Origin of the sequence: Streptomyces sp. NPDC005303 (genome assembly GCF_040607335.1) — a bacterium.
Taxonomy (GTDB): domain Bacteria; phylum Actinomycetota; class Actinomycetes; order Streptomycetales; family Streptomycetaceae; genus Streptomyces.
The window spans coordinates 262,726-287,707 of sequence record NZ_JBEXGM010000007.1 but is presented as its reverse complement, the minus strand read 5'-3'; the positions used below and the strand labels follow the sequence as shown (position 1 = coordinate 287,707).

Annotated in this window: 20 protein-coding genes; 14 read left to right on the top strand and 6 right to left on the bottom strand. The window is 70.9% G+C overall.

Annotated elements, in window-relative coordinates; translation table 11 throughout:
- Positions 1–8: 8 nt before the first annotated feature.
- The 7 genes from ABZT93_RS14115 (at position 9) to ABZT93_RS14085 (ending at position 7,772) form a co-directional block, all read left to right on the top strand.
- Positions 9–314, top strand: coding sequence for a hypothetical protein (locus ABZT93_RS14115; protein ID WP_356103511.1), 306 nt, complete (start codon positions 9–11; stop codon positions 312–314).
- A 205-nt stretch (positions 315–519) separates the two neighbouring features.
- Positions 520–2,748: an MMPL family transporter gene (locus ABZT93_RS14110; RefSeq protein ID WP_356103509.1), complete on the top strand. Its 2,229-nt coding sequence runs from the start codon at positions 520–522 to the stop codon at positions 2,746–2,748.
- Complete coding sequence (locus tag ABZT93_RS14105; protein ID WP_356103507.1) at positions 2,726–3,301, top strand: GNAT family protein; 576 nt, start codon at positions 2,726–2,728, stop codon at positions 3,299–3,301. The genes ABZT93_RS14110 and ABZT93_RS14105 overlap by 23 nt, the downstream gene beginning before the upstream one ends.
- A gap of 35 nt (positions 3,302–3,336) precedes the next feature.
- Positions 3,337–3,939 carry a hypothetical protein gene (locus ABZT93_RS14100; protein WP_356103505.1) on the top strand — a complete coding sequence of 201 codons (603 nt, stop codon included), beginning with the start codon at positions 3,337–3,339 and terminating at the stop codon, positions 3,937–3,939.
- A 196-nt stretch (positions 3,940–4,135) separates the two neighbouring features.
- Positions 4,136–4,324 (top strand): hypothetical protein, encoded by a 189-nt coding sequence (locus tag ABZT93_RS14095; protein WP_356103588.1) that lies wholly within the window; start codon positions 4,136–4,138, stop codon positions 4,322–4,324.
- Between the two features lie 140 nt (positions 4,325–4,464).
- Positions 4,465–7,524 carry an AAA family ATPase gene (locus tag ABZT93_RS14090; protein WP_356103585.1) on the top strand — a complete coding sequence of 1,020 codons (3,060 nt, stop codon included), beginning with the start codon at positions 4,465–4,467 and terminating at the stop codon, positions 7,522–7,524.
- Positions 7,525–7,559: 35 nt separating this feature from the next.
- Complete coding sequence (locus ABZT93_RS14085) at positions 7,560–7,772, top strand: DUF6191 domain-containing protein (RefSeq protein WP_356103503.1); 213 nt, start codon at positions 7,560–7,562, stop codon at positions 7,770–7,772.
- Here ABZT93_RS14085 and ABZT93_RS14080 read toward each other — a convergent pair.
- Positions 7,765–8,979 carry a PQQ-dependent sugar dehydrogenase gene (locus tag ABZT93_RS14080; protein WP_356103501.1) on the bottom strand — a complete coding sequence of 405 codons (1,215 nt, stop codon included), beginning with the start codon at positions 8,977–8,979 and terminating at the stop codon, positions 7,765–7,767. The two genes, ABZT93_RS14085 and ABZT93_RS14080, sit on opposite strands and share 8 nt — an antisense overlap.
- A gap of 69 nt (positions 8,980–9,048) precedes the next feature.
- Entirely contained in the window at positions 9,049–10,047 is a 999-nt protein-coding gene (locus tag ABZT93_RS14075; RefSeq protein ID WP_356103499.1) for an aldo/keto reductase, read from the bottom strand.
- Between the two features lie 75 nt (positions 10,048–10,122).
- Between ABZT93_RS14075 and ABZT93_RS14070 the strand changes: the two genes are divergently transcribed.
- From ABZT93_RS14070 to serA, 6 genes are all read left to right on the top strand, one after another.
- Positions 10,123–11,073, top strand: a complete 951-nt coding sequence (locus tag ABZT93_RS14070; protein WP_356103497.1) for a 2-hydroxyacid dehydrogenase — start codon at positions 10,123–10,125, stop codon at positions 11,071–11,073.
- A 431-nt stretch (positions 11,074–11,504) separates the two neighbouring features.
- Entirely contained in the window at positions 11,505–14,537 is a 3,033-nt protein-coding gene (locus tag ABZT93_RS14065; protein WP_356103495.1) for an EAL domain-containing protein, read from the top strand.
- Between the two features lie 207 nt (positions 14,538–14,744).
- Positions 14,745–16,589 carry an acetolactate synthase large subunit gene (locus ABZT93_RS14060; protein WP_356103493.1) on the top strand — a complete coding sequence of 615 codons (1,845 nt, stop codon included), beginning with the start codon at positions 14,745–14,747 and terminating at the stop codon, positions 16,587–16,589.
- A 21-nt stretch (positions 16,590–16,610) separates the two neighbouring features.
- Positions 16,611–17,138, top strand: coding sequence for an acetolactate synthase small subunit (ilvN, locus tag ABZT93_RS14055; protein ID WP_069766166.1), 528 nt, complete (start codon positions 16,611–16,613; stop codon positions 17,136–17,138).
- 111 nt (positions 17,139–17,249) lie between these two features.
- Positions 17,250–18,248, top strand: a complete 999-nt coding sequence (gene ilvC, locus ABZT93_RS14050; RefSeq protein WP_007384880.1) for a ketol-acid reductoisomerase — start codon at positions 17,250–17,252, stop codon at positions 18,246–18,248.
- A 229-nt stretch (positions 18,249–18,477) separates the two neighbouring features.
- A complete protein-coding gene (gene serA / locus ABZT93_RS14045) occupies positions 18,478–20,067 on the top strand; it encodes a phosphoglycerate dehydrogenase (protein ID WP_356103491.1) in 1,590 nt (529 codons plus the stop codon).
- 63 nt (positions 20,068–20,130) lie between these two features.
- Here the strand turns inward: serA and ABZT93_RS14040 are convergent, their stop codons facing one another.
- Positions 20,131–21,654 (bottom strand): MFS transporter, encoded by a 1,524-nt coding sequence (locus ABZT93_RS14040; RefSeq protein WP_356103489.1) that lies wholly within the window; start codon positions 21,652–21,654, stop codon positions 20,131–20,133.
- A 76-nt stretch (positions 21,655–21,730) separates the two neighbouring features.
- On the opposite strand from ABZT93_RS14040, the gene ABZT93_RS14035 reads away from it, so the two are divergent.
- Positions 21,731–22,321, top strand: coding sequence for a TetR/AcrR family transcriptional regulator (locus ABZT93_RS14035; protein WP_356103487.1), 591 nt, complete (start codon positions 21,731–21,733; stop codon positions 22,319–22,321).
- An 82-nt stretch (positions 22,322–22,403) separates the two neighbouring features.
- On the opposite strand, the gene ABZT93_RS14030 is transcribed toward ABZT93_RS14035, so the two are convergent.
- From ABZT93_RS14030 to ABZT93_RS14020, 3 genes are all read right to left on the bottom strand, one after another.
- Positions 22,404–22,658 (bottom strand): HAD hydrolase-like protein, encoded by a 255-nt coding sequence (locus tag ABZT93_RS14030; RefSeq protein ID WP_356103484.1) that lies wholly within the window; start codon positions 22,656–22,658, stop codon positions 22,404–22,406.
- On the bottom strand, positions 22,659–23,033 hold the full coding sequence (locus ABZT93_RS14025) for a hypothetical protein (RefSeq protein WP_356103481.1): 375 nt from the start codon (positions 23,031–23,033) through the stop codon (positions 22,659–22,661).
- Between the two features lie 304 nt (positions 23,034–23,337).
- On the bottom strand, positions 23,338–24,870 hold the full coding sequence (locus ABZT93_RS14020) for a helix-turn-helix domain-containing protein (RefSeq protein WP_356103478.1): 1,533 nt from the start codon (positions 24,868–24,870) through the stop codon (positions 23,338–23,340).
- Between the last annotated feature and the right edge of the window lie 112 nt (positions 24,871–24,982).

The following is a 24,982-nucleotide window of genomic DNA, read 5'->3' as shown; positions in this document are numbered from 1 at the left end:
CGCCCGCCATGAACGGTCCTGCGAATTCCGAGCCATCCGACATACAGGAGGAGTACGACGGCCAGGTGCTGGACGCCCGGCGGGCCCGCTGGACGGCCTCCGGCACCGGCGCCCTGCTGGCCCTCGCCGGTCTGGCCGCGGCGGCGCTCCGCGCGGCCGGCTCCGCCCCCGCGCTCGTGCCCGCGGCCTACGCCTTCGGCGCCGCGGTGTGCGTGCTTGCGGCGGTCCTGGGCTCCCGGGGGCGCACCCGCAGAGCGCTGTGGCTGCTGATCGTCGGAGTGATGGTGATGGCGTTGGGCGACCAGTTCGACTGAGGTTCGGCGGACGTGACAGAGTGACCGTTACTGTCCTGTGATCTGTCTCCCACTCCTGTGAATAACCGCACGATCGCGGTGAACGATCACTTTTGCCTGCAAGAGTGGTCCACGCATTACTCATGCGTTCTTTGCGGGCTGTTCACCTCATGAACGACTGTTCCCGGTCAAAGATCCACAATTCACCACCCCTGGGAGCACGTTCGTGGCAGCCCTCGCACGCTGGTGTGTCCGACGACGTCTGGTCGTCGTACTCCTGTGGCTCCTCGCCCTCGGCGGAGTGAGCGCGGGCGCCGCCGTCGCCGGGTCCGCCTACTCGAACGACTACGAGGTCCCCGGCACCGAGTCGGGCCGCGCCACCCAGTTGCTCCAGGACGGCTTCCCGCACCTCGGAGGCGACAGCGACACCGTCGTCTGGCACCTCACGTCGGGCTCGGTCCGGGATGCCGACGTCGAGCAGACGATGACCACCACCCTGGACAAGATCGCCGACCTGCCGGGAGTGGCCGCCGTCCTCAGCCCGTACGACGACTCGGGCGCCGGCCGGATCAGCGCCGACGGGCACACCGCGTACGCCACCGTCACCTTCACCGACTCGGCCGAGGACATCGACGCCTCCGAGGCGAAGGCCGTGGTGGACACCGCCAAGGACGCCGAGGCCGACGGGCTCCAGGTGGAGCTGGGCGGCAGCGCCGTCGCACTCACCGAGTCCTCGGGCGGGCATGTCGCCGAGGTCGTCGGTGTGCTCGTCGCGGCCCTGGTGCTGTTCCTGGCCTTCGGCTCGCTCGCCGCATCGCTGCTGCCCATCGCCACCGCCCTGGTCGGCGTGGGCACCGCCTACGCCGGGATCGTGCTGCTCGGGCATGCCATGACCGTCGCCGACTTCGCGCCCATGCTCGGCATGCTGATCGGGCTCGGTGTCGGCATCGACTACGCGCTCTTCATCGTCACCAGACACCGGCGCGGCCTCAAACGCGGCCTGAGCGCCACCGAGTCCGTCGTGAACGCCGTCACCACCACCGGGCGCGCGGTCGTCTTCGCGGGTGCCACGGTTTGCATCGCCCTGCTGGGCATGCTGATCCTCCGGCTCGGCTTCCTCAACGGCGTCGCGATCGCCGCCTCCCTGACCGTCGTCCTCACGGTCGCCGCGTCCGTGACCCTGCTGCCCGCCCTGCTCTCCCTGATCGGCATGCGCGCCCTGAGCCGGCGCGAGCGGCGCCGTCTCGCCGAACACGGACCCGAGCCCGAACTGCCGACGGGGCTCGCCCACCGCTGGTCCGCGTTCGTGGAACGTCACCCCAAGCTGCTCGGCGCCATCGCCCTGGTGGTCATCGCCATCCTCGCCCTGCCCACCCTGGGCCTGCGTCTCGGCACCTCCGACCAGGGCAACGACCCGAAGACCACGACCACCCGCCAGGCGTACGACCTCCTGGTGGACGGCTTCGGCCCCGGCGTCAACGGGCCCCTGACGCTGGTGACCCCTGTCGACGGCGCCGAGGACAAGCTCCTCCTCGACAACCTCGACGCCACCCTGCGCACCACCGAGGACATCGCGTCCACCACCCCGGTGACCTACGACACCGGCGGCGACCTCGCCTACTTCACGGTCGTCCCCGAGTCGGCACCGCAGTCCCAGCAGACCAGCGACCTCGTGGACCGGCTGCGCACCGAGGTGCTGCCGCGCGCCGAGACCGGAACCTCCCTCGACATCCACGTCGGAGGGATGACCGCCTCGTACGACGACTTCGCGGACGTCATCGTCGGCAAGCTGCCGCTGTTCGTCGGCGTCGTCATCGGCCTGGGCTGTCTGCTGCTCCTGCTCGCCTTCCGCTCCGTCGGCATCCCGCTGAAGGCCGCCGCAATGAACGTCGCCGCCGTCGCCGCCGCCTTCGGAGTGGTCGTGGCGATCTTCCAGTGGGGCTGGGGAAGCGAACTGCTCGGGCTGGGCCGCGCAGGGCCCATCGAACCCTTCCTGCCCGTGATCATGGTCTCGGTCCTCTTCGGGCTCTCCATGGACTACCAGGTCTTCCTCGTCAGCCGGATGTACGAGGAGTGGCTGGAGACCGGCGACAACCGGCGGGCCGTACGCGTCGGCCTCGCCGAGACCAGCCGGGTGATCAACTCCGCGGCGGTCATCATGATCTCCGTCTTCCTCGCCTTCGTCCTCAGCGGCGACCGGGTGATCGCCATGTTCGGCATCGCGCTCGCCGCCGCCGTGGCCCTCGACGCCTTCGTCCTGCGTACGCTCCTCGTCCCGGCCCTCATGCATCTGCTCGGCGGCGCCAACTGGTGGCTGCCGGGCTGGCTGGAGAGGCGGATGCCCCGCATCAGCATCGAGCCGCCCGAGTGCCGCGCCGCGCATGAAAGGCTGGACGAGGTCGTGGAGGAGCTGGAGAGGGAGCGAAACGGGGATGTACGCGATATCGCTGGGTGACGACGGGGCGGAACTGCGACCGCTTGAGCCGTGGCACGCGGAGGAGTTCCTGGCCAACCTGGAGCGTGGCCGTGAGTTCATCGGACAGTTCATCCCCTTCGGCTCCCGGGCCGTCGACGCGGCCTCCGCGCGCGAGACGCTCCAGCGGTACGCCCGGATGCGCGCTGACGACACCGGCGGCTATCACGGCATCTGGCTGGACGGAAAGCTCGTCGGCGGAGTGCTCACCCTGAACTTCGACGCCGAGCAGGGCAACTGCGAGGTCGGCTGCTGGCTGGAGCCCGCCGCCACCGGCCGCGGACTGATCACCCGCGCCATGCGGGTGCTGATCGACTGGGTGGTCGAAGAACGCGGCATCCACCGGATCGAATGGGTCGCCGCGTCCGGAAACACGGCCAGCATCAACGTCGCCCGGCGCCTCGGAATGACCCGCGACGGAGTCCGCCGTCAGGCCCACCCCTATCGTGGCGTACGGCACGACCTCGAGGTGTGGTCGATTCTCGCCCCCGAGTGGCGTGAGGCACGTGCGCGTGCAGCCCGGAACGATCATTAAGAACCCTCTCAGACAGGATCCGTACGGTGCCCGACATGGGAACGAAGACAGCTGACGAGACCGGCGCCGAGACGGGCGCCGAGGCCACGACCGACGAGAAGAAGGAGAGCGTCGCCACGACCGACGAGGTGACGGAGGCCGAGCACACCACGGCCGAGGACACCACGGCGGACGAGAACGCCGCCGACGACACGGACGACGAGTACGACCTGCCCGGAGCCGCCCAGGAGGAGGGCCCCACCGGCGTCGGCCAGGGCGCGGGCGCCGTCGTCTCCGCCGCGCTCGGCCTGGTCTCGCTCACCGGCAGCTGGATCGGCACCGTCGCGTCCGCACGGCAGTCGCTCATCGGGCAGCTGCACGCGCAGACCGCGACCTCCTCCGATGTGGCGAAGCTCCTCGACGAGGGCTACGGCGACGCCTGGAAGGCCACCGCACTCTGGGGCGGCGTCTTCGCGCTGCTCGCCCTGGTCGTCGGGGTGGGCGTGCTGGCCCGGCCCGCCTTCGGCGCCCCCGGAAAGCCGCAGGCCGTGTGGATCAAGTCCGTCGCCTGGGGCGGTGTCGCGCTCGGGGTCGTCGGTCTGCTCCTGGCCGTCCTCAAGTACACCGGCCTCCTGCTGGACCTGCCCTCCGCAGGCTGAACAAGCGCAGCTCACGAGGGGTCTTAGGGCATCCGTAGGTACCTTACGGACACCCTGAGGCCCCTCCCGCGCGTCTAAGGCCCCTCCGGCCCCAGAAGATGCGGAACTCTCCCGATGTGGCGGACCCGCCTCGGAGACGAAGGTGGAGGCATCGCAGAAAGCGAAGCCCGAAACCGACTCCGACAAGGACGACGCCATGTATCCCGCGTACGAGATCTCCCAGTACCGGTCCACCGAACTCATCCGCCAGGCCGACCACGAGCGGCTCGTCCGCGAGATCTTGCGCGGCCGCCGCGCCGCCCGTCGCGAAGCCGCCGAACGCACCGCGGAGACCGATTCGCATACCGGCCGCCCCCGGCGGCACCGGTTCCTCCGCACGGCGTGAGCGCCGGGGGGAGGGAGGACGGCCGTACGGCTCTGCTCGTCCCCGCGGCGACCACCGCGGCCGTCCTCCCGCCGACCGGGGCCGCTCCTGGACCCGGGGCCGCCCCGAAAACGGGTGCCGTCCTGTCGGACCCGCGTGCCATGCTCGGGCCTGTGGAGACCAGGTCCGTCAGTCCCGTGTTCGTCGGCCGTGCCGAAGAGCTGAACAGCCTGAACGAAACGCTCGCCCGCGCCGAAGCGGGCGAGCCGCAGGCGTTGTTGCTCGGTGGCGAGGCCGGTGTCGGAAAGACCCGCCTCGTCGAGGAGTTCGCCACCGCAGCCTGCCGGCAGGGCGCGGTCGTAGCCCTCGGCGGCTGCGTGGAGATCGGCGCCGACGGACTGCCCTTCGCGCCCTTCTCCACCGCCCTGCGTGCCCTGCGCCGCGCCCTGCCCGACGAAGTGGCCGCCGCGGCCGCCGGCCAGGAGGAGGAACTGGCCAGGCTGCTGCCCGAGGTCGGTGAGGCGATCCCCGCCCGGGGCACCGGCCGGCACGACGAGGAGAGCCTGGCCCGCCTCTTCGAGCTCACCGCGCGCCTCCTGGAACGCGTCGCGGCCGAGCACACCGTCGTCGTCGTCCTGGAGGACCTCCACTGGGCCGACGCCTCCACCCGCCACCTCCTGGCCTACCTCTTCCGCACCCTGCGCACCGGCCGCCTGGTCGTCCTCGCCACCTACCGCGCCGACGACATCCACCGCCGCCACCCGCTGCGCCCCCTGCTCGCCGAACTCGACCGGCTGCGCACGGTCCGCCGCATCGAACTCGGCCGCTTCAACCGGGACGAGGTGAGCCGCCAGATAGCCGGGATCCTCGCCACCGAACCGAACCCCGCCCAGGTGGACGAGATCTTCGAACGCTCCGACGGCAACGCCTTCTTCGTCGAGGAACTCGCCGTCTGCGCCACCGAGGGCTGCGGCACCGGGCTCACCGACTCGCTCCGAGACCTGCTCCTGGTCCGCGTCGAGGGGCTGCCCGAGAGCACCCAGCGGGTCGCCCGGGTCGTCGCCGAGGGCGGCTCCACCGTGGAGTACCGCCTGCTCGCCGCCGTCACCCGGCTCGCCGAGGACGACCTCATCGAAGCGCTGCGGGTAGCCGTGAACTCCAACATCCTCATCCCGGCACCCGACGGCGACGGCTACCGCTTCCGCCACTCCCTGGTCCGCGAGGCCGTCGCCGACGACCTGCTGCCCGGCGAACGCTCCCGCCTCAACCGCCGCTACGCCGAAGCCCTGGAGGCCGACCCCACGCTCGTCCCCGCCGACGAACGGGTCATGCGCCTGGCCAGCTACTGGTACCACGCCCACGACGCCGCCAAGGCGCTGCCGGCCGTCCTGGACGCCTCCGTCACCGCCCGCCGCCGGCACGCCTACTCCGAACAACTCCGGCTCCTGGAACGCGCGATGGAGCTGTGGGACACCGCCCCCGAGGACGTCCGCTCCGCCCTGCGCCCCGTCGACTACACCGAGGTCTACCCACCCTGCGGCTGCGACCCGGCCACCACCCCGCTGCGCTACCTCGACCTGATGGCGGAGGCCGCCGTGGCCGGCCGCCTGGGCGGCGAACGCGAACGCGCCCTGAAGATCACCAAACGGGCGCTGCACCTGCTGGAGGACGACGGGGACCCCCTGCGCGCGGCCTGGTTCTGGGTCCAGCGCTCCCATCTCGTCCAGGGACTGACCCGCGGCGACGGCTGGGCCGAGCTGGCCACCGCCGAAGACCTGGTCCGCGGCCAGCCGCCGTCCGAGGTGCACGCCGAGGTGCTGTCCACCGTCGCCCACTGGTCCATGGTCCACATCCCCGGCCCCGAGGCCCTCTCGGCCGCCGAGCGAGCCGTGGAGTACGCCCGCATGGTGGGCGCCCGCGAGATCGAGATGAACGCCCGCCTCACCCACGCGGGCCTCCTCGTCGAGTCCGGCGGAGTCGAGACCGGGCTGTCCGAGATGTTCGAGATCCTGCGGCAGACGCTCCAGGACGGCATCTCCGCAGTCGCCAGCCGTGTCTACGTGAATCTGCCGAGCGCCCTGGAAGCCATCGGGCGTTCCCGGGAAGCCGTGCCCGTCCTGGAAGAAGGGATCGGCTACGCCCGGAAGTTCGGCCTGTCCGACAAAGAGGCCTGGATCTGGGGCAACCTCGCCGAATCCCTCTACGCCCTGGGCCGCTGGGACCGGGCCGCCGAAGCCGCCACCAAGGCCGAACTCGTCGGCCAGAGCGCCAAACCCCGCGGCTTCCACGCCGCCAACCGCTCCCAACTCGCCCTCGCCCGCGGCGAGCTGCCGGAGGCGGCCCGCCAACTGGCGGCCGCACGCGCCTACTTCGGCACCCACGACAAGGCTCCGCAACACGAGATACCCCTCTCCGACCTCGCCATCGGAATCGCCGCCGGCGAAGGGCGCCTCCTGGACGCCCGCGCCGAACTCGAACGGGTCCTGGACGCCGGCTTCCCGCCCGGCACCCAGCGCTACGCCTGGCCCCTGCTGCTCACCGCCGCCACCATGGAGGCCGACAACCTCGGTCTGCCCGTCGCCGAACAGGGCCGCACGAAGGTCCTCGACCGCATCCGGGAGGCGGCCAGGCCCCTCGCCACCAACGCGCCCGTCTGGCTGGCCCACGAACGCTGGCTGCGCGCCGAACTGCTGCGCGCCGAGAGCGCCGACACCCCGGACCAATGGTGCGAGGCCCTCATCGCCTTCGAGCCCCTGGAACGCCCCTACGCCCTCGCCCGCGTCCGCCACCGGCTCGCCGAGGCCCTGCTGTCCGCACCCGGCGGCGCCGAGCAGCCCGAACGTGACCGGGCCACCGAACTCCTGCGCCTCGCTCACGCCGCCGCCGACCACCTCGGCGCCCGGCCCCTCGCCGACGCGGTCACGCTGCTGGCCCAGCGAGCCCGCCTCGCCCTGACCGCGGCCCCGGCGCCCGACCGGGCCGACCCGGTCCGCTCCCTCGGCCTCACCGGTCGCGAACGCGACGTCCTGCGCCTGGTCGCCCTCGGCCGCACCAACCGCCAGATCGCCGAGGAACTCTTCATCTCCCCGAAGACGGCCAGCGTCCACGTGTCCAACATCCTCGGCAAGCTCGGCGTCTCCGGACGGGGAGAGGCGGCGGCGGTCGCGCACCGGCTGGGGCTGTTCCCGGCCGCGGCTCTCCACGCGCCGATCACGGAGTGAGGCGTACGGTGTAGGAGACCGGCAGGGGAGGCCGCATGTTCAACATGTTCGAGGAACTGTTCGCACCCGGCCGTAAGCACACCCACGACGAGCAGAAGCGGCTGGAGCTGACCCGCGAGGACGTCGGCGACGGCGACCCCGGCCGCGGACCGATAGATCTCACGTCCGGGAAGGTCGTCGTCCGCCGCCCCCAGCGGGACGAGGGCGACGGCGAGGACAAGGACCTGGACGAGCGTCCGGCTAGCTGACCTGTATCTCCAGGATCCTGTCGTCCCCGGCCTTGGGGCTGCCGCGGCCGTCGGTGTTGCTGGTGACCAGCCACAGCTTGTCCCCGCCCGCGGAGACCACCGTGCGCAGCCGGCCGTACTCACCCTTCAGGAACGCCTGCGGGTCGGCGGAGGCCGCGGTGCCCTTCAACGGGATGCGCCACAGGCGCTGACCCTTCAGACCGGCCATCCAGATGGAGCCCTCGGCGTAGGCGATGCCGCTGGGAGAGGCGTCGTCGGTGTGCCACTGGGTGATCGGGTCGTGGAACTTCTTGTCGTCGGACTTGCCCTCGGCCGTGGGCCAGCCGTAGTTGTCGCCCGGCTTGATCGCGTTCAGCTCGTCCCAGGTGTCCTGGCCGAACTCCGAGGCGAACAGCCGCTGTTTGGAGTCCCAGGCAAGACCCTGCACATTGCGGTGGCCGTACGAATACACAGGAGAGTTCGGGAACGGGTTGCCCGGGGCGGGATCGCCCTCCGGGGTCAGGCGCAGGATCTTGCCGCCCAGGGACTTGAGGTCCTGGGACAGGCCGGTGTTGCCGCTCTCACCCGTGCCCGCGTACAGCATGCCGTCCGGTCCGAAGGCGATCCGGCCGCCGTTGTGGATGAAGCCCTTCGGGATGCCCTTGAAGACGGTGTCGGGGGCGCCGAGCTGCTCGCCGGACGGCTTCTGTTCGTCGTAGACCATCCGGACGATGCGGTTGTCCGAGTCGGAGGTGAAGTAGGCGTAGACCATGTGGTCCGAGGCGTAGTCCGGGGACAGGGCGATGCCCAGGAGGCCGCCCTCGCCGGCCGCGGAGGCCCCGGATACCTGGCCCAGCTCCGTCTTCTTTCCCGACTGTCCGTCGACCCGGGTGATCGTGCCCTCGTCCCGTGACGAGACGAGCAGGTCGCCGTCCGGGAGGGGGGCGAGGCCCCATGGGGTCTTGAGGCCCTCGGCGACCGTGCGCACGACTTTCACCGTGCCCTTCGCCGGTGGGGTCGCCTCCGCGGCCTGCTGGGTGGGCGAGGACCCCGATGCCGTACTGCTCGACGAGGCGGTGTCCCCGCTGCCCGGGGAGCCTCCGCCCCCTCCTCCGCCGTCGGAGGAGCAGCCGGCCGTCAGCAGGAGCGTGGTCGCGGCCAGCACGGCCGTCACAGCTCGACGATGCACGATCGTGGTCCCTTCGAAGCGGCGGGTTCTACCTGTCATACACCGCTCGCGCCCCACAGGTTCCCGATCTCCCGGACCCGATGCGCACCCCCGCCCCCGCGAGGATCGTCAGTCCCACGATCCCTGTGCCGGTGGCAGTGTCGCCACCTCCGTGAGGTCCTGCGCGGTCAGGCGCAGTGCGGCCGCCGTCGCGTTCTCCGTCACCCAGCGTTCCTGCTTGGTGCCCGGCACCGGGACCACGTGGCCACCCTGTGCCAGTACCCACGCCAGTGCCACCTGGGCCGGGGTCACCTGTTCCCCGTGCCGGGCCGCGACGCGGCGCAGGCCGGAGACGATCGGCTGGTTCGCGGCCATCATCTCGGCGGTGAAGCGGGGATGGCGGGCACGGACGTCGTCCGGTTCGAAGCCCTCGCCCGGGGTCAGGGTGCCGGTCAGGAAGCCGTTGCCGAGGGGCATCGCCGCGAGGAAGCCGATGCCGCGCGCCGCACACCACGGCACCAGCGTCTCCAGGGCCTCCGGCGACCACACCGACAGCTCCGCCTCCACCGCGCTCACCGGGAAGACCTGCTGGACCCTCCGCAACTGCCGGATCGTCGCGTCGTACAACCGTGTTCCCGAGCGGCGCCCACCCCGCGCCCCCATCGCGCACAGCCCCAACGACCGTACTTTCCCGGCCTGTACGAGCTCCGCCATCGCGCCCCAGGTCTCCTCGACCGGAACCTCGGGATCCTCGCGGTGCAGCTGGTAGAGGTCGATCACATCGGTCTGGAGCCGCCGCAGCGACGCGTCGCAGGCTCTTCTCACATAGCCGGGGCGGCCGTTGGCCACGATGTGCTGCTCACCCACCAGCAGACCCACCTTGGTGGACACGAAGGCGTCCTCGCGCCGCTCCTTCAACACCCGTCCCAACAGAAGCTCGTTGGTGAACGGGCCGTACATGTCGGCCGTGTCCAGCAGTGTCGAGCCCAGATCGAGCGCTCGGTGCACGGCCCTGACCGACTCGTCGCCGCGCTGCCGAGACCCGCTGTAGGCCCAACTCATCGGCATGCACCCGAGTCCGACGGCTCCCACCGCGAGCGCCGCCGCGCCGATCGTCCTGCGCTCCACCTGCTCGTGACCCTCCCTGTTCCGGCCCCCAACCTAACCTCTGGGCTCCCGGGCGCCTGACATAGCCTCCAGGGCATGAGTGCTGACGTGTGGCTTCCCATCCCGCCCGACGAGATCGAGGGGCTCCCCGAGGGCCCCGACTACCGCTTCTGGGACGGCCAGGAGGACTTCCCCGCGGACCCGGCCGACTGCGCGTACTACGTCGTCCCCTACATGAAGCCCCTGGACGTGGTCCTGCGGCCGATGCCCCGGCTGAGTTCCGTCGAGGTCGTGCAGACGCTGTCGGCGGGCGTCGACAATGTGACGCCGGGCCTGAAGCACCTGCGTCCCGGTGTGCGGTTGTGCAACGCACGCGGTGTGCACGAGGCGAGCACCGCCGAACTCACGCTCGCCCTGGTCCTCGCCTCGCTGCGCGGGATCCCCGACTTCGTGCGGGCCCAGGACAAGGGAGAGTGGCGCGGCGGGTTCCACCCCGCCCTCGCCGACAAGACCGTCCTCATCGTCGGCTACGGCTCGATCGGCTCCGCCATCGAGGACCGGCTCCTACCGTTCGAGGTCGCGCGGGTGGCGCGCGTCGCGCGCTCCGCGCGCACCACGGAGCGCGGCCCCGTGCGCCCGCTCGCCGAACTGCCCGCCCTGCTCCCCGAGGCGGACGTCGTCATCCTGTCCACGCCCCTCGACGAGACCACACGTCACCTGGCCGACGCCGAATTCCTTGCCCGTATGAAGGACGGCGCGCTCCTCGTGAACGTCGCCCGCGGCCCCGTCGTCGACACCAAGGCGCTGCTCGCCGAGCTGGAGACCGGCCGCATCACCGCCGCCCTCGACGTCACCGACCCCGAGCCGCTGCCCCAGGGGCACCCCTTGTGGCAGGCGCCGGGCGTACTCATCAGTCCGCATGTCGGAGGACCTACGTCCGCTTTCCTGCCGCGCGCCAAGCGCCTGTTGGTGGATCAGTTGAACCGGTATGTGAACCAGGAGCCGTTGCGCAACGTGATCCTTACGACGGGGCCAGGCAGCGCGTGACGCGTACGCAACGCGCTGTCGGGCGCGGGCGCGCAACAGGCACGTAATCCGTTTCCGGTACCCTCCGCAATCTTTCGGACGCGGTCCGTGCTCTCATCGCCCCTGGTCGTCACGGAGCGTAGAGGAACTATGTCCCTGAGTGACGAGACTGGTGTATCGTCCCGACAGGGGCTGCGCCGTGCACCATTCGGCGCCGGGGATGGACTTTGCAGACTGTGAGGGGGGCGACGGGCGATGCACGGCCTATGGACCAACGATCCGACGCGGCGGGGCTGCCGGCTCCGACCCTGGCACACGGCCGCGCGCAGACGCGGCCATCACGGCGGTCACCACAGCCATCACCACCGAAGGCACACCAGCCGCAGGAGGCATGCGCACCCGGCGCACCCGGACCCCCGGGACCCCGGAGCGGCGCGGACCGGGAGGACCCGGTGAGCTCGCCCCCGTCTCCCACGACCATTCTCGACGGAACGCTGCGGGCCCGGCCCGCCAGGGGGGCGCTGCCCTCCCGGCCACCGGCCTCCCGCGGCGGGTCGACGCTGGTCCACCAACTCCTTCTCGCCGTGGTCTGCGCGGGATACGCCATCGGTGCCGCATTCGACTGGGGCTCGCACGAAGTGGCCCTGGTCATGGGCGACTTCGGGCTGAGCGCCGCCGCGGGCACCGCCGCCGTGTCCTGCTTCGTCTACGCCCGCAACCGTCGTGTCCGCTTTCGACCCGCCTGGCTGCTCTTCGGGCTCTCCTCGACGATGGCGTCCCTCGGCAACCTGATCTGGGGGTGGTACGAGGTCGTCCTCGACCGGGACGTGCCGAACCCCAGCTACGCCGACCTGTTCTTCCTCTGCTTCGCGCCACCCGCCATCGTGGGTCTGCTGGTCCTCGCCAAGCGCCCGGTGACAAAGGCGGGCTGGGTCTGCCTCGGCCTCGACGCCTGGCTGATCGGCGGCTCGCTGCTCACGCTCTCGTGGAGCCTCGCCCTCGCCCAGGCGGCGAAGTCCGAGGGGCCGAGCGTGGCGCACACCGCGCTGTCCCTGGCGTACCCGCTGCTGGACATCGCCCTGGTCAGCATGGTTCTCGCACTGCACTTCCGGCGCTCGGCGGTCAACCGCACCGCGGTGAACACCGCGATCGGCGCGCTCGCCCTGACCGTGATGTGCGACGCCCTGTTCACCTCGCCGCTGCTGCACAACAACTACCGCTCCGGCCAGTTGCTGGACGCGGGCTGGTTCGCCGGCTCCCTGCTCCTGGCCTACGCCCCCTGGGCCGCGCCAAGGCATTCGAACGGCAACCGGCAGCGGCGGACCGGGCACACACGCGTGGTGCGCGAACACCTGCCCAGGCAGCGGTTCGGGATCCAACACCATCCGTCCGCACCGGGAGCACAGGGAGCACAGGGAGCACACGGAGCACACGGAGCACAGGGCGGTGACCAAGGCCGGTATCCGGTCACCCGGCCCATCACCGGGTCGCTGGCCGCCCTCACCCCGTATCTGGCCGCCGCGGTCTGCACGCTGGGGATTCTCTACAACGTCCTCAACGGCCGCAGCGTGGACCGGGTGGTGCTGCTCACCGGTGGCACCGTCGTGCTCGCCCTCGTGGTGCGCCAGGGCATCATGCTGCTCGACAACATCACCCTCACCCAGGAGCTCGCGCAGAAGGAGAACCACTTCCGCTCCCTGGTGCAGGGCTCCAGCGACGTCATCATGATCGCCGCGCCCAACGGCATCCTCCGGTACGTCTCCCCGGCCGCCGCCGGTGTCTACGGACGCCCCGCCGAGGACCTCGTGGGCACGGAGCTGGCCGGTCTCATCCACCCGGAGGACCTGGGCTGCGTCGTGCACGAGGTGCGGCGCTTCCTCGCCGCCAACCCCCTCGAAGAACCCACCACCCGCATCGAGTGCCGCTTCCGGTCGGGCGACGGCGGCTGGCTCAACGTCGAGTCCACCGTCAACCGCCACCACGGCGGCCTCATCTTCAACAGCCGGGACGTGACCGAAAGAGTGCGCCTGCAGGCGCAGCTCCAGCACAACGCCGAGCACGACCCGCTGACCGACCTGCCCAACCGCGCCCTGTTCACCCGGCGCGTCCAGCAGGCCCTGTCCGGCCGCCGTTCCTCCGACCGCGGCACGGCCGTCCTCTTCATCGACCTGGACGGCTTCAAGGCCGTCAACGACACGATCGGGCACCAGGCCGGGGACGAACTGCTCGTCCAGGCCGCCCGCAGACTGCAGGACGCGGTCCGGTACGGGGACACCGCCTCCCGGCTCGGCGGGGACGAGTTCGCCGCGCTGATCGTCGGGGACGGCACCCGCGACCGCACCGCCCGCGAGGCCAACATCCTGGAGCTCGCCGACCGCCTCAGGGTCACGCTCTCCCAGCCGTACCTCATCGACGGCAACGATGTCCGGGTCGCCGCCTCCATCGGTGTCGCCTTCGCCGAGCCCGGCCTCGGAGCGGGCGAGATCCTGCGCAACGCGGACCTCGCGATGTACCGCGCCAAGGCGGGCGGAAAGGGCCGCGTCGAGCTGTACGCGCCCCAGATGCAGCAGGACGTCGTACGCAAGGCGGAGCTGGCCACGCGCCTGCGTGCCGCGCTGCACGACGGCGAGTTCGCCCTGCTGCACCAGCCTGTCGTCTGTCTGGAGGACGGCCGGATCACATCGGTCTCCGCCCAGGCACGCTGGCGCTCCTCCCAGGGAGTGCTGTTCACACCCGCCGAGTTCCTGCGGGTGGCCGAGGACAGCGACAAGACGCAGGAGCTGGGCCGCTGGATCCTGGAGGAGGCCGTGGAAAAGGCAGCCGAGCGGGCCGCGTCCGGGCTCACCATGCCCGTGGCGGTCCGTATGAGCGCCCAGCGGCTGCTGGACCGCTCCCTGCCTCTGGGGTCCGTCGAGGCGCTGCTGACCCGGCACGGACTGCCGTCCGGTTCCCTGGTCATCGAGCTCTCCGACACCGACCCGCGCGTCTCGCTGGACGAGCTGGAGCGCCGGCTGACCGCGATCCGGCGCCTCGGCGTCCGCATCGCCCTGGACGGCTTCGGCAGCGGCTACGCGGCGATCACCGCGCTGCGCAGACTCCCCGTGGACGTGCTGAAGCTCGACCGCAGCATGGTCGAGGGCGTCGTGGAGTCCGCCAGACTGCACAAGATCACCAGCGGGCTGCTCCGGATCGCCGGAGATCTCGGGCTGCAGTCCGTTGCCGAGGGGGTGGACCTTCCCGAACAGGTCGTCGCCCTGCGCGCGATGGGCTGCACACACGGGCAGGGCATGGCGTTCTCGGGGCCGCTGGACGAGTACCGGCTGCGCAGGGCGCTCGCCTCGGGGCACTACCCGGTGCCGCACGGCCCGGCGGAGCCCGCGTTCGCCGGAGGCGGGGCGGGGGTGTACACCGGAAGCATGTCTGCCGTACTCGGTGGTGGGACGACCCTCCGCTCACATAATGAGACCCCTGTCCCACCCACTTGACAGTGGGTGCGTGCCGGGGGGAGGGTCAGTCTCATGCGCACCCGAATTCTCGTACTTGGAAAGCGCGTCGGCTGACGCTGAGCCACAGACCGCTCAGCGATCCCCACCCGGCGCGCTCCCCTCGCTTGCCTTATGGCACGAGGGGTTTTTTGTTGCCCAGCCTCCCCACCTCAGCTTCACACCCTCAGCATCGAGAAGAGAATGACGATGACCGAGCAGGCCACCGGGGCCCATCCGCAGCCGCGGCCCCGATCCGGAGGACAGCAGTCCGCCCCCGAGCACGTCACGGGCGCGCAGTCCCTCATCCGCTCTCTCGAGGAGGTCGGCGCCGAGACGGTATTCGGTATCCCCGGCGGTGCCATCCTTCCGGCGTACGACCCGCTGATGGACTCCACCCGGGTGCGGCACGTCCTGGTCCGTCATGAGCAGGGCGCCGGCCACGCGGCCACTGGTTACGCGCAGGCCACCGGCAAGGTCGGCGTCTGCATGGCGACCTCGGGCCCCGGCGCCACCAACCTGGTCACCCCGATCGCGGACGCCCACATGGACTCGGTGCCGCTCGTGGCGATCACCGGCCAGGTGGCCTCCAAGGCGATCGGCACGGACGCCTTCCAGGAGGCGGACATCGTCGGCATCACCATGCCGATCACCAAGCACAACTTCCTGGTCACCAAGGCCGAGGACATCCCGCGGGTCATCGCGCAGGCCTTCCACATCGCCTCCACCGGCCGCCCCGGCCCGGTCCTGGTCGACATCGCCAAGGACGCGCTCCAGGCGAAGACGACGTTCTCCTGGCCGCCCGTCATGGACCTGCCCGGCTACCGCCCGGTGACCAAGCCGCACGCCAAGCAGATCCGCGAAGGCGCCAAGCTGATCACCCAGGCCAAGCGGCCCGTCCTCTACGTCGGAGGCGGGGTCATCAAGGCCGGCGCCACCGCCGAGCTGAAGGTCCTCGCAGAACTCACCGGAGCCCCCGTCACCACCACCCTGATGGGGCTCGGCGCATTCCCCGACAGCCACCCGCTGCACGTGGGAATGCCGGGCATGCACGGTTCGGTCACCGCCGTCACCGCGCTGCAGAAGGCCGACCTGATCGTCGCCCTCGGTACCCGTTTCGACGACCGCGTCACCGGCAAGCTGGACAGCTTCGCCCCGCACGCCAAGATCGTCCACGCCGACATCGACCCGGCCGAGATCGGCAAGAACCGCGCCGCCGACGTGCCGATCGTCGGTGACGCCCGCGAGGTCATCGCCGACCTGGTCCAGGCCGTCCAGAAGGAGCACAGCGAGGGCCACAAGGGCGACTACAGCGCCTGGTGGAAGGACCTGTCCCGCTGGCGCGAGACCTACCCGCTCGGTTACGACCTGCCCGCCGACGGCTCGCTCTCCCCGCAGCAGGTCATCGAGCGGATCGGACAGCTCGCCCCCGAGGGCACGATCTTCGCGGCGGGCGTCGGCCAGCACCAGATGTGGTCCGCCCACTTCATCCAGTACGAGAAGCCGGCGACCTGGCTGAACTCCGGCGGCGCCGGAACCATGGGCTACGCGGTCCCGGCCGCGATGGGTGCCAAGGCCGGCATGCCGGGCAACACGGTCTGGGCGGTCGACGGCGACGGCTGCTTCCAGATGACCAACCAGGAACTGACCACCTGCGCCCTGAACAACATCCCGATCAAGGTCGCCATCATCAACAACGGCGCCCTCGGGATGGTCCGCCAGTGGCAGACCCTCTTCTACAACCAGCGCTACTCCAACACCGTGCTGCACAGCGGCCCGGAGGACATCAACCCGGACGCCAAGGGCACGCGCGTGCCGGACTTCGTGAAGCTGTCCGAGGCGATGGGCTGCGTGGGTCTGCGCTGCGAGCGCCCGGAGGACCTGGACAAGGTCATCGCGGAGGCGAACTCCATCAACGACCGTCCCGTCGTCGTGGACTTCATCGTCCACGAGGACGCGATGGTGTGGCCGATGGTCGCCGCCGGCACCTCCAACGACGAGATCATGGCCGCCCGGGACGTCCGCCCCGACTTCGGCGACAACGAAGACGACTGAGCGAGAGAGACGTAAAAGATCATGTCCAAGCACACGCTCTCCGTCCTGGTGGAGAACACCCCGGGCATCCTCGCCCGGATCGCCGCCCTGTTCTCCCGCCGCGGGTTCAACATCGACTCGCTCGCGGTCGGTGTCACCGAGCACCCCGAGATCTCCCGGATCACCATCGTGGTGACGGTGGTCGAGGAACTGCCGCTGGAGCAGGTGACCAAGCAGCTCAACAAGCTCGTCAACGTGCTGAAGATCGTCGAGCTGGAACCCGGCTCGGCCGTTCAGCGCGAACTCGTTCTGGTGAAGGTGCGCGCCGACAACGAGACGCGCTCCCAGATCGTCGAGATCGTCCAGCTGTTCCGCGCCAAGACCGTCGACGTCTCCCCGGAGGCCGTCACCATCGAGGCCACCGGCAGTGGCGAGAAGCTGTCCGCGATGCTGAAGATGCTGGAGCCCTTCGGTATCAAGGAGCTCGTCCAGTCCGGCACCATCGCGATCGGCCGCGGCGCCCGCTCGATCACGGACCGCTCGCTGCGCGCACTCGACCGCAGCGCGTGACGTCGGTTACGGGCGGCCCCGGCCGCCCGTATACCGAGACCCCGAAACTTCATCCCAGTCCGCCGTCATACGGTGGGGCGCAACACCTGCACACCAAGGAGAGAACCCAAAGTGGCCGAGCTGTTCTACGACGCCGACGCCGACCTGTCCATCATCCAGGGCCGCAAGGTCGCGGTCATCGGTTACGGCAGCCAGGGCCACGCCCACGCGCTGTCGCTCCGTGACTCGGGTGTCGACGTGCGTGTCGGTCTGCACGAGGGCTCCAAGTCCAAGGCCAAGGCCGAGGAGCAGGGCCTGCGCGTGGTGACGCCCTCCGAGGCCGCTGCCGAGGCCGACGTCATCATGATCCTGGTCCCGGACCCGATCCAGGCCCAGGTCTACGAGGAGTCCATCAAGGACAACCTGAACGACGGTGACGCGCTGTTCTTCGGCCACGGCCTGAACATCCGCTTCGACTTCATCAAGCCGCCGGCCGGCGTCGACGTCTGCATGGTCGCCCCGAAGGGCCCGGGCCACCTGGTCCGCCGCCAGTACGAGGAGGGCCGCGGCGTTCCGTGTATCGCGGCCGTCGAGCAGGACGCGTCGGGCAACGCCTTCGCGCTCGCGCTGTCGTACGCCAAGGGCATCGGCGGCACCCGCGCCGGCGTCATCAAGACGACCTTCACCGAGGAGACCGAGACCGACCTGTTCGGTGAGCAGGCCGTTCTCTGCGGTGGTACGGCCGCGCTGGTCAAGGCCGGTTTCGAGACGCTGACCGAGGCCGGCTACCAGCCGGAGATCGCGTACTTCGAGTGCCTGCACGAGCTGAAGCTCATCGTCGACCTCATGTACGAGGGCGGCCTGGAGAAGATGCGCTGGTCGATCTCCGAGACCGCCGAGTGGGGCGACTACGTCACCGGCCCGCGGATCATCACGGACGCCACCAAGGCCGAGATGAAGAAGATCCTCGCCGAGATCCAGGACGGCACCTTCGCCCGTGAGTGGATGGCCGAGTACCACGGCGGTCTGAAGAAGTACAACGAGTACAAGCAGCAGGACTCCGAGCACCTGCTGGAGACCACCGGCAAGCAGCTGCGCAAGCTGATGAGCTGGGTCGACGAGGAGGCGTAAGCCTCAGGCCACGGGGCCGGAGCAGACCGCTCCGGCCCCGTTGTCCAACCCGTCGCATCACGGACGGGTGATCCTTCCGTGGAGGCGCAAGACGACCTCCGCCGCGCCACTACACTGGCGCACAACATACGCGTCAGGCCCACAACGTCGTGCGTCTTCCACGCGGCTAGCCCCTCCACCGCCTGCGGCCGTCGGGACGGCCGTCCGCAATGGACTTGTGAGGACTCACGTGAGCTCGAAACCTGTCGTACTCATCGCTGAAGAGCTGTCGCCCGCGACTGTGGACGCGCTTGGCCCCGACTTCGAGATCCGGCACTGCAACGGAGCGGACCGAGCCGAACTGCTCCCGGCCATCGCCGAGGTCGACGCGATCCTGATCCGCTCCGCCACCAAGGTGGACGCCGAGGCCATCGCGGCCGCGCACAAGCTGAAGGTCGTCGCACGAGCCGGCGTCGGCCTGGACAACGTCGACGTCTCCGCCGCCACCAAGGCCGGCGTGATGGTCGTCAACGCCCCCACCTCGAACATCGTGACCGCCGCCGAGCTGGCCTGCGGTCTCCTCGTCGCCACCGCCCGCCACATCCCGCAGGCCAACGCCGCGCTGAAGAACGGCGAGTGGAAGCGCAGCAAGTACACGGGCGTGGAGCTGGCCGAGAAGACCCTCGGTGTCGTGGGTCTGGGCCGGATCGGCGCGCTGGTCGCCCAGCGCATGTCCGGGTTCGGCATGAAGGTCGTCGCCTACGACCCCTACATCCAGCCCGCCCGCGCCGCCCAGATGGGCGTCAAGGTGCTGTCGCTGGACGAGCTGCTCGAGGTCTCCGACTTCATCACCGTCCACCTGCCCAAGACCCCCGAGACCGTCGGCCTCATCGGCGACGAGGCGCTGCGCAAGGTCAAGCCGAGCGTGCGGATCGTCAACGCCGCGCGCGGCGGGATCGTCGACGAGGAGGCGCTGTACTCCGCCCTCAAGGAGGGCCGGGTCGCCGGTGCCGGTCTCGACGTGTACGCGAAGGAGCCCTGCACGGACTCCCCGCTGTTCGAGTTCGACCAGGTCGTCGCCACCCCGCACCTCGGCGCCTCCACCGACGAGGCCCAGGAGAAGGCCGGTATCGCCGTCGCCCGCTCGGTGCGCCTCGCCCTCGCCGGTGAGCTCGTGCCCGACGCGGTGAACGTCCAGGGCGGTGTCATCGCCGAGGACGTCAAGCCGGGTCTGCCGCTCGCCGAGCGCCTCGGCCGCATCTTCACCGCGCTCGCCGGTGAGGTCGCGGTCCGCCTCGACGTCGAGGTGTACGGCGAGATCACCCAGCACGACGTGAAGGTGCTGGAGCTCAGCGCCCTCAAGGGTGTCTTCGAGGACGTCGTCGCCGAGACCGTGTCGTACGTCAACGCCCCGCTGTTCGCGCAGGAGCGCGGTGTCGAGGTACGGCTGACGACCAGCTCCGAGTCGGCCGACCACCGCAACGTCGTCACCGTTCGGGGCACGCTCGGCAGCGGCGAGGAGGTGTCGGTCTCCGGCACGCTGGCCGGGCCGAAGCACCTCCAGAAGATCGTCGCCGTCGGCGAGTACGACGTCGACCTGGCCCTCGCCGACCACATGGTCGTCCTCAAGTACGAGGACCGTCCCGGTGTCGTCGGCACGGTCGGCCGTATCTTCGGCGAGGCCGGTATCAACATCGCCGGTATGCAGGTCTCGCGGGCGGTCGCCGGCGGAGAGGCGCTGGCGGTCCTGACCGTGGACGACACGGTTCCGGCCGGGGTGCTGACCGAGGTCGCCGAGGAGATCGGCGCGACGTCCGCGCGTGCGGTGAACCTGGTCTGACCTTTCACGACAGGAGGCTGGGCGGACCGAGAACCCTCGGTCCGCCCAGCCTTTTCTCATGCCTCAGGCGAGTGACTTCTCCGGGGCCGGTTCCGGAGCTTCCGTCCGAACCTCGACTCCCCGCAGCGTCACCGCCGCCAGCACCGCCGCTCCCACCAGCAGCACCGCCCCCGCGATCGCCGCCCCCTGCATCCCGTGGGTGAAGGCCTCCCGGGCCGCCGTGGCCAGGCCCGGTACCCGGTCCGCGATCACCAGCGCCCCGCCCAGCGTCTCGCGAGCCGCCACCGGCGCCGACCCCGGCATGTCGTGGCGGTAGACCGCCGTACCGATCGAGCCGAGGACCGCCATGCCGAGCGCGCCGCCGAACTCCGCGCCGGTCTCCATCAGCGAGGACGCCGAGCCGGCCCGCTCCACCGGAGCACTGCCCATCGCGAGGTCCGTGATCTGGGAGATGACGGTGACGATGCCGACGGCGAGGACCCCGCACGCGGTCAGGACCAGCCACATCGAGTCCGTGCCGGTGAAGACCAACAGTGCGTAGCCGACCGCGCCGATCGCGAAGCCCGCGGTGACGACGTGGGCGCGGTCGACGCCCTTCTGGACCAGGGAGGTCGCGAGCGGGGCCGCGGCGCCGATCGGCACCGAGGGCAGGAGCGCCCACAGGGCCGCCTCCAGCGCGCTCTTGTCGAGCACCGACTGCAGGTACTGGGTCGTGAAGTAGGCCGAGCCCATCAAGGCGAACGAGGAGATGAGGTTCAGGGCGACGGAGGGCCCGAAACCGCGGCCGCGGAACAGTGCCGGGGAGATCATCGGGTGCGCGGTCGTGCGCTGGCGGTGCACGAAGAGGACCGCGAAGAGCAGACCCACGGTGATCGAGACGCCGTACCGGACGTTCCAGCCCTCGGACGGGATCTCCTTGAGGCCGTAGACGACCGGCAGTACCGCGGCCATCGACAGGGGGACGCTCAGCCAGTCGAAGCGGCCGGGTGCGGAGGCCTTCGACTCGGGCAGCAGGATCGGGCCGAGGACCAGCAGGAGCACCATCGCGGGCAGGTTGACCAGGAAGACCGAGCCCCACCAGAAGTACTCGACCAGGACGCCGCTCATCACCGAGCCGAGGGCGATGCCGGCGGTCATCACGCCGGACCAGATGCCGATCGCCTTCGCGCGCTGGCCGGAATCGGTGAACATCGTGCGGATCAGGGCCATCGTCGACGGCATCAGGGTCGCGCCGCCGATGCCGAGCACCGCGCGGGCGGCGATGAGCATCTCGGCGCTGTTCGCGTACGCCGCCACCAGGGAGGCCGCGCTGAACGCGGCCGCGCCGACCAGCAGCAGCCTGCGGCGGCCGATGCGGTCGCCCAGCGAGCCCATCGTCATCAGCAGGCCGGCCAGGACGAAGGCGTAGATGTCGAAGATCCACAGCTGCTGGGTGCCGCTGGGCTTCAGGTCGGCGCTGATCGCGGGGATCGCGAAGTAGAGGACGGAGACGTCCATCGAGACCAGGAGCAGCGGAAGCATCAGGACGCCGAGTGCGGTCCATTCGCGGCGGCCGGCCAAGGCGTTGGCGGGAGTCGGGTTCGTCATGCCGGTGACTATACGAGCGTCTTAAACGCTTGTCTATGACGCTTGTATAAATCGCTTGTCTAGATAGGCTGAGGGCATGGGACATCGCGAGGATCTGCTCGAAGGCGCCAAGCGCTGCCTGCTGGAGAAGGGGTTCCTGCGCACGACCGCGCGGGACATCGTCAAGGAGTCCGGGACGAACCTGGCCTCCATCGGCTACCACTACGGGTCGAAGGACGCGCTCCTGGTGCAGGCCTACGTCTCGCTCATCGAGGCGATGGGGGACCGCTTCGACCCCGGCGCGGCGGGGGAGAAGGACCTCGCGACCGCCCCCGGGTCACTGGAGCGCTTCCAGGAGGTGTGGACGCGCATCGTCAGCGCGGCCGGGGAGTCACGTGCGATCTGGATGCTCAGCTTCGAAGTGATCGTCCAGGGGGACCGGATGCCCGAGGTGCGCCGGATGCTCGTCGAGGCGGAGGAGCAGGGCCGCTCGGGACTGCTGCCCCTGTTCAACGGCGTCCCGGAGGAGGAGCAGGGCAAGGAGGTCATCGACTCCGAAGGCCGCTTCTACCAGACCCTGCTCCAGGGGCTCATGGTCCAAATGCTGTTCAACCCTGAGACGGCGACGGATGCCACCCAGCTCACGGAAGGGCTGCGCCGGGTGATCGAGGGCGCCACGAAGGGCTGACTTTGACGGGCTGACGTTCCGACGGCCCCGCTGCTCGCTCGCCGGGGCGAACGACTCGTACGCCCGGGCGGTCAGGCGCTGATCACCCGGCGATCACCCGGCGCACGGCGGTCGCGGTGTCCAGGGTGGTGAGCGTGGGCCGGTAGTCCCGCTCCGTCCACGGGCGGCCGCCCGAGACCCACACGCTCCGCGCGCCGACCCCCCGCGCGCCACGGATGTCGGCGGGGGCCGAGTCGCCGATCATCCAGGAGCCGTCGAGCGGGGTGCCGGCGACGGCGGCCGCCGCGTGGAAGATCTCCGGTTCGGGCTTCCGGTGGCCGAGCGCCTCGGGGATCACTCAGCCGCTCACGAGCCGGTCGAGACCGGTGTGGCGGATCTTCCTCTCCTGCTGGACGGTCCGTCCGTTGGTCACGATCACACAGGACCAGCTGTCGGCCGCCGCCACGAGCGCCTCGCGGACCGGGTCGGACAGGGGGACCCGGTCGGCCGCGCGTCGGTCGAGGAAGTCCTGGCCGTCGATGCCGCCGTACCGTACGGACAGCGCGGTCGCGACCTCCCGCCGCGGTGTGGGACCACTCGCGTCGACGGTCAACAGCCAGTCCAAGTCCCCTGCGGGCAGCCGGTGTTCGGCGAAAAAGGCGCCCGCGGCCACGCGGAAGGCGGCGTCCCGGTCGCCAGGGGTGTTGTCGAGGTCGATCATCAGCAGGGGCATGGGGGCAGTCTCCCCGCACCGGCCGCACCGGCCGCACGCCGAACGCCGCACGCGGCGATCACGCCGGCGCGACCCGGAACCGGTCGACGGGAGCTCCGCTCGACGGGAGCCTGCCACCGGGACCATCCGCGACGAGTGCCGCGAGGACGCTGCGGACGGAGAGAGGGCAAGGGCCCGAAGCCCGGCGGCGAAGACCGCGAGCCCCGGTCGGCCGGGTTCCCGCCGGTGACCACGCTCGCCCCGCAGGCGTCGGCTGCGACCGGGTGCTACCTGCCGGGTAGGACATGCCCCGGCCCGCCGTCCCCTACAGCCGCGCCCCCTTGAGCGCCATGTGCAGCAACAGCCGGTCCTCGCCGTCGTCCAGGTCCAGGCCGGTGAGCTGTTCGACGCGGGAGAGGCGGTAGTAGAGGGTCTGTCGGTGGATGCCCAGTTCCCCGGCGGTGCGGCCGGCCTGGCCCGCGCAGTCCAGGTAGACCTCGGCGGTGCGGGCGAGTTCGCGGTGGGCGGGGGAGAGGAGGGGGCGTACGGCGGGATCGTGGGCCGTCTCCGGGGGCAGTGCCGTCAGCAGGCGGTACGGGCCGATGCGGGACCACTCCGCGACCGGCCCGAACCCGGGTTCCGCGAGCGCGGCCCGCGCCGCGGCCGACGCCTCCTGCCAGGCGGGGGCCAGCTCGGCGAGGCCCACGCGGGCGGCGGCGACACCGGCGGCCACGGCGACTCGGGCCGCCGTGTCCCGCGCTCTGCCCGAGCCCGCCGCCCCGCGTGCCGCGCTCGGGGTGCCCTGCGCCGACCCGGTGCCGCTTCCGCCCCCCGGCCGGTCACCGCTGCTCCGAGCGCCGTCCGGCCCGCTGTCCCCGCGCCAGTTCGCCCTGCCGTCGTCCGGTCCGCCGCCCGAGCTCCCGACCGACCGGCCACCGTCACTCCCGCCCGACGCGCCCGACCTGCCCGCACTCGACTCACCGCCGCTGCGACCGCCCGTGCCCCCCGTCTCGCCGTACGCCCCCTCGCTGCGACCGCCTCCGCTCCCCGCCCCTCCATACGCACCCCCGCCGCCCCCCTCCACACCCCGCGCCCGCTCCAGCAGCCGCCCCGCCGCCGTGCTCGCCGGGGTCAGGGTGTCCGTCGCGCGCAGGCGCACCAGTACTGCCAGTGACTGGGCCGAGGTGCCCCACGGCACCGTGCACAAGGCCGTCGCGTGCGGAACCGTACGGGCCGACGGGGCGTCGTCGGGGTCGGCGGATGGCCACGGGGCGACGCACACCACGGTGTACGGGCCGTCGCCGCGGGAGCCCAGCGCCGTGCGCAGGGCCGCCACCGCCATGTCGGCCTGCCAGCCGCGCTCGGCGGTCAGCACCGCCCGCAGCTCCCGGCTCAGGTCGGCCCCGTGCTGTGCCTCGTCCGCGAGCAGCGCGCCGATACGGGCCGTCACCCGCATCGCCGCGTCCAGCTGCCGGTCGGTCGGGCCGGGATCGGAGTCCAGGAGCCAGACGTAACCGAGGACGACCCCCCGATGACGTACGGGCAGGCAGATCCGCCCGCGATACACCCCCGCCTCCGGAGTGGGCGGAATCCGCACCGGACCGGAAGCCCGTGTGATGCCGAAGCCCTCGAACCATGTCCGGACCGCGGCCGTGGAGCGCCGGGTCAGGATCGAGCGGGTGCGCACGGGGTCCAGCGCCGACGGATCGAGGTCGCCCTCACTGTCGTACACACCGAAGGCGATCAGCTCGAAGTCGCGGTTCTCCAGGGTCGCCGGTACGCCCAGGAGTTCCGAGATCTCGTCGACCAGCTCCTGGTAGTCACCCGCGCGGTTGAAGGGTGTGGATTCGGACGTCACCCGGGCATTCTCGCGCAATTCCGCGCCCCTTCATACATCTGTCTGAGATCTGCGGCACGGATGCGTGACAGCTGTCGATGGTCGACCATCGGAGGGATCCTTAGGTTTCACG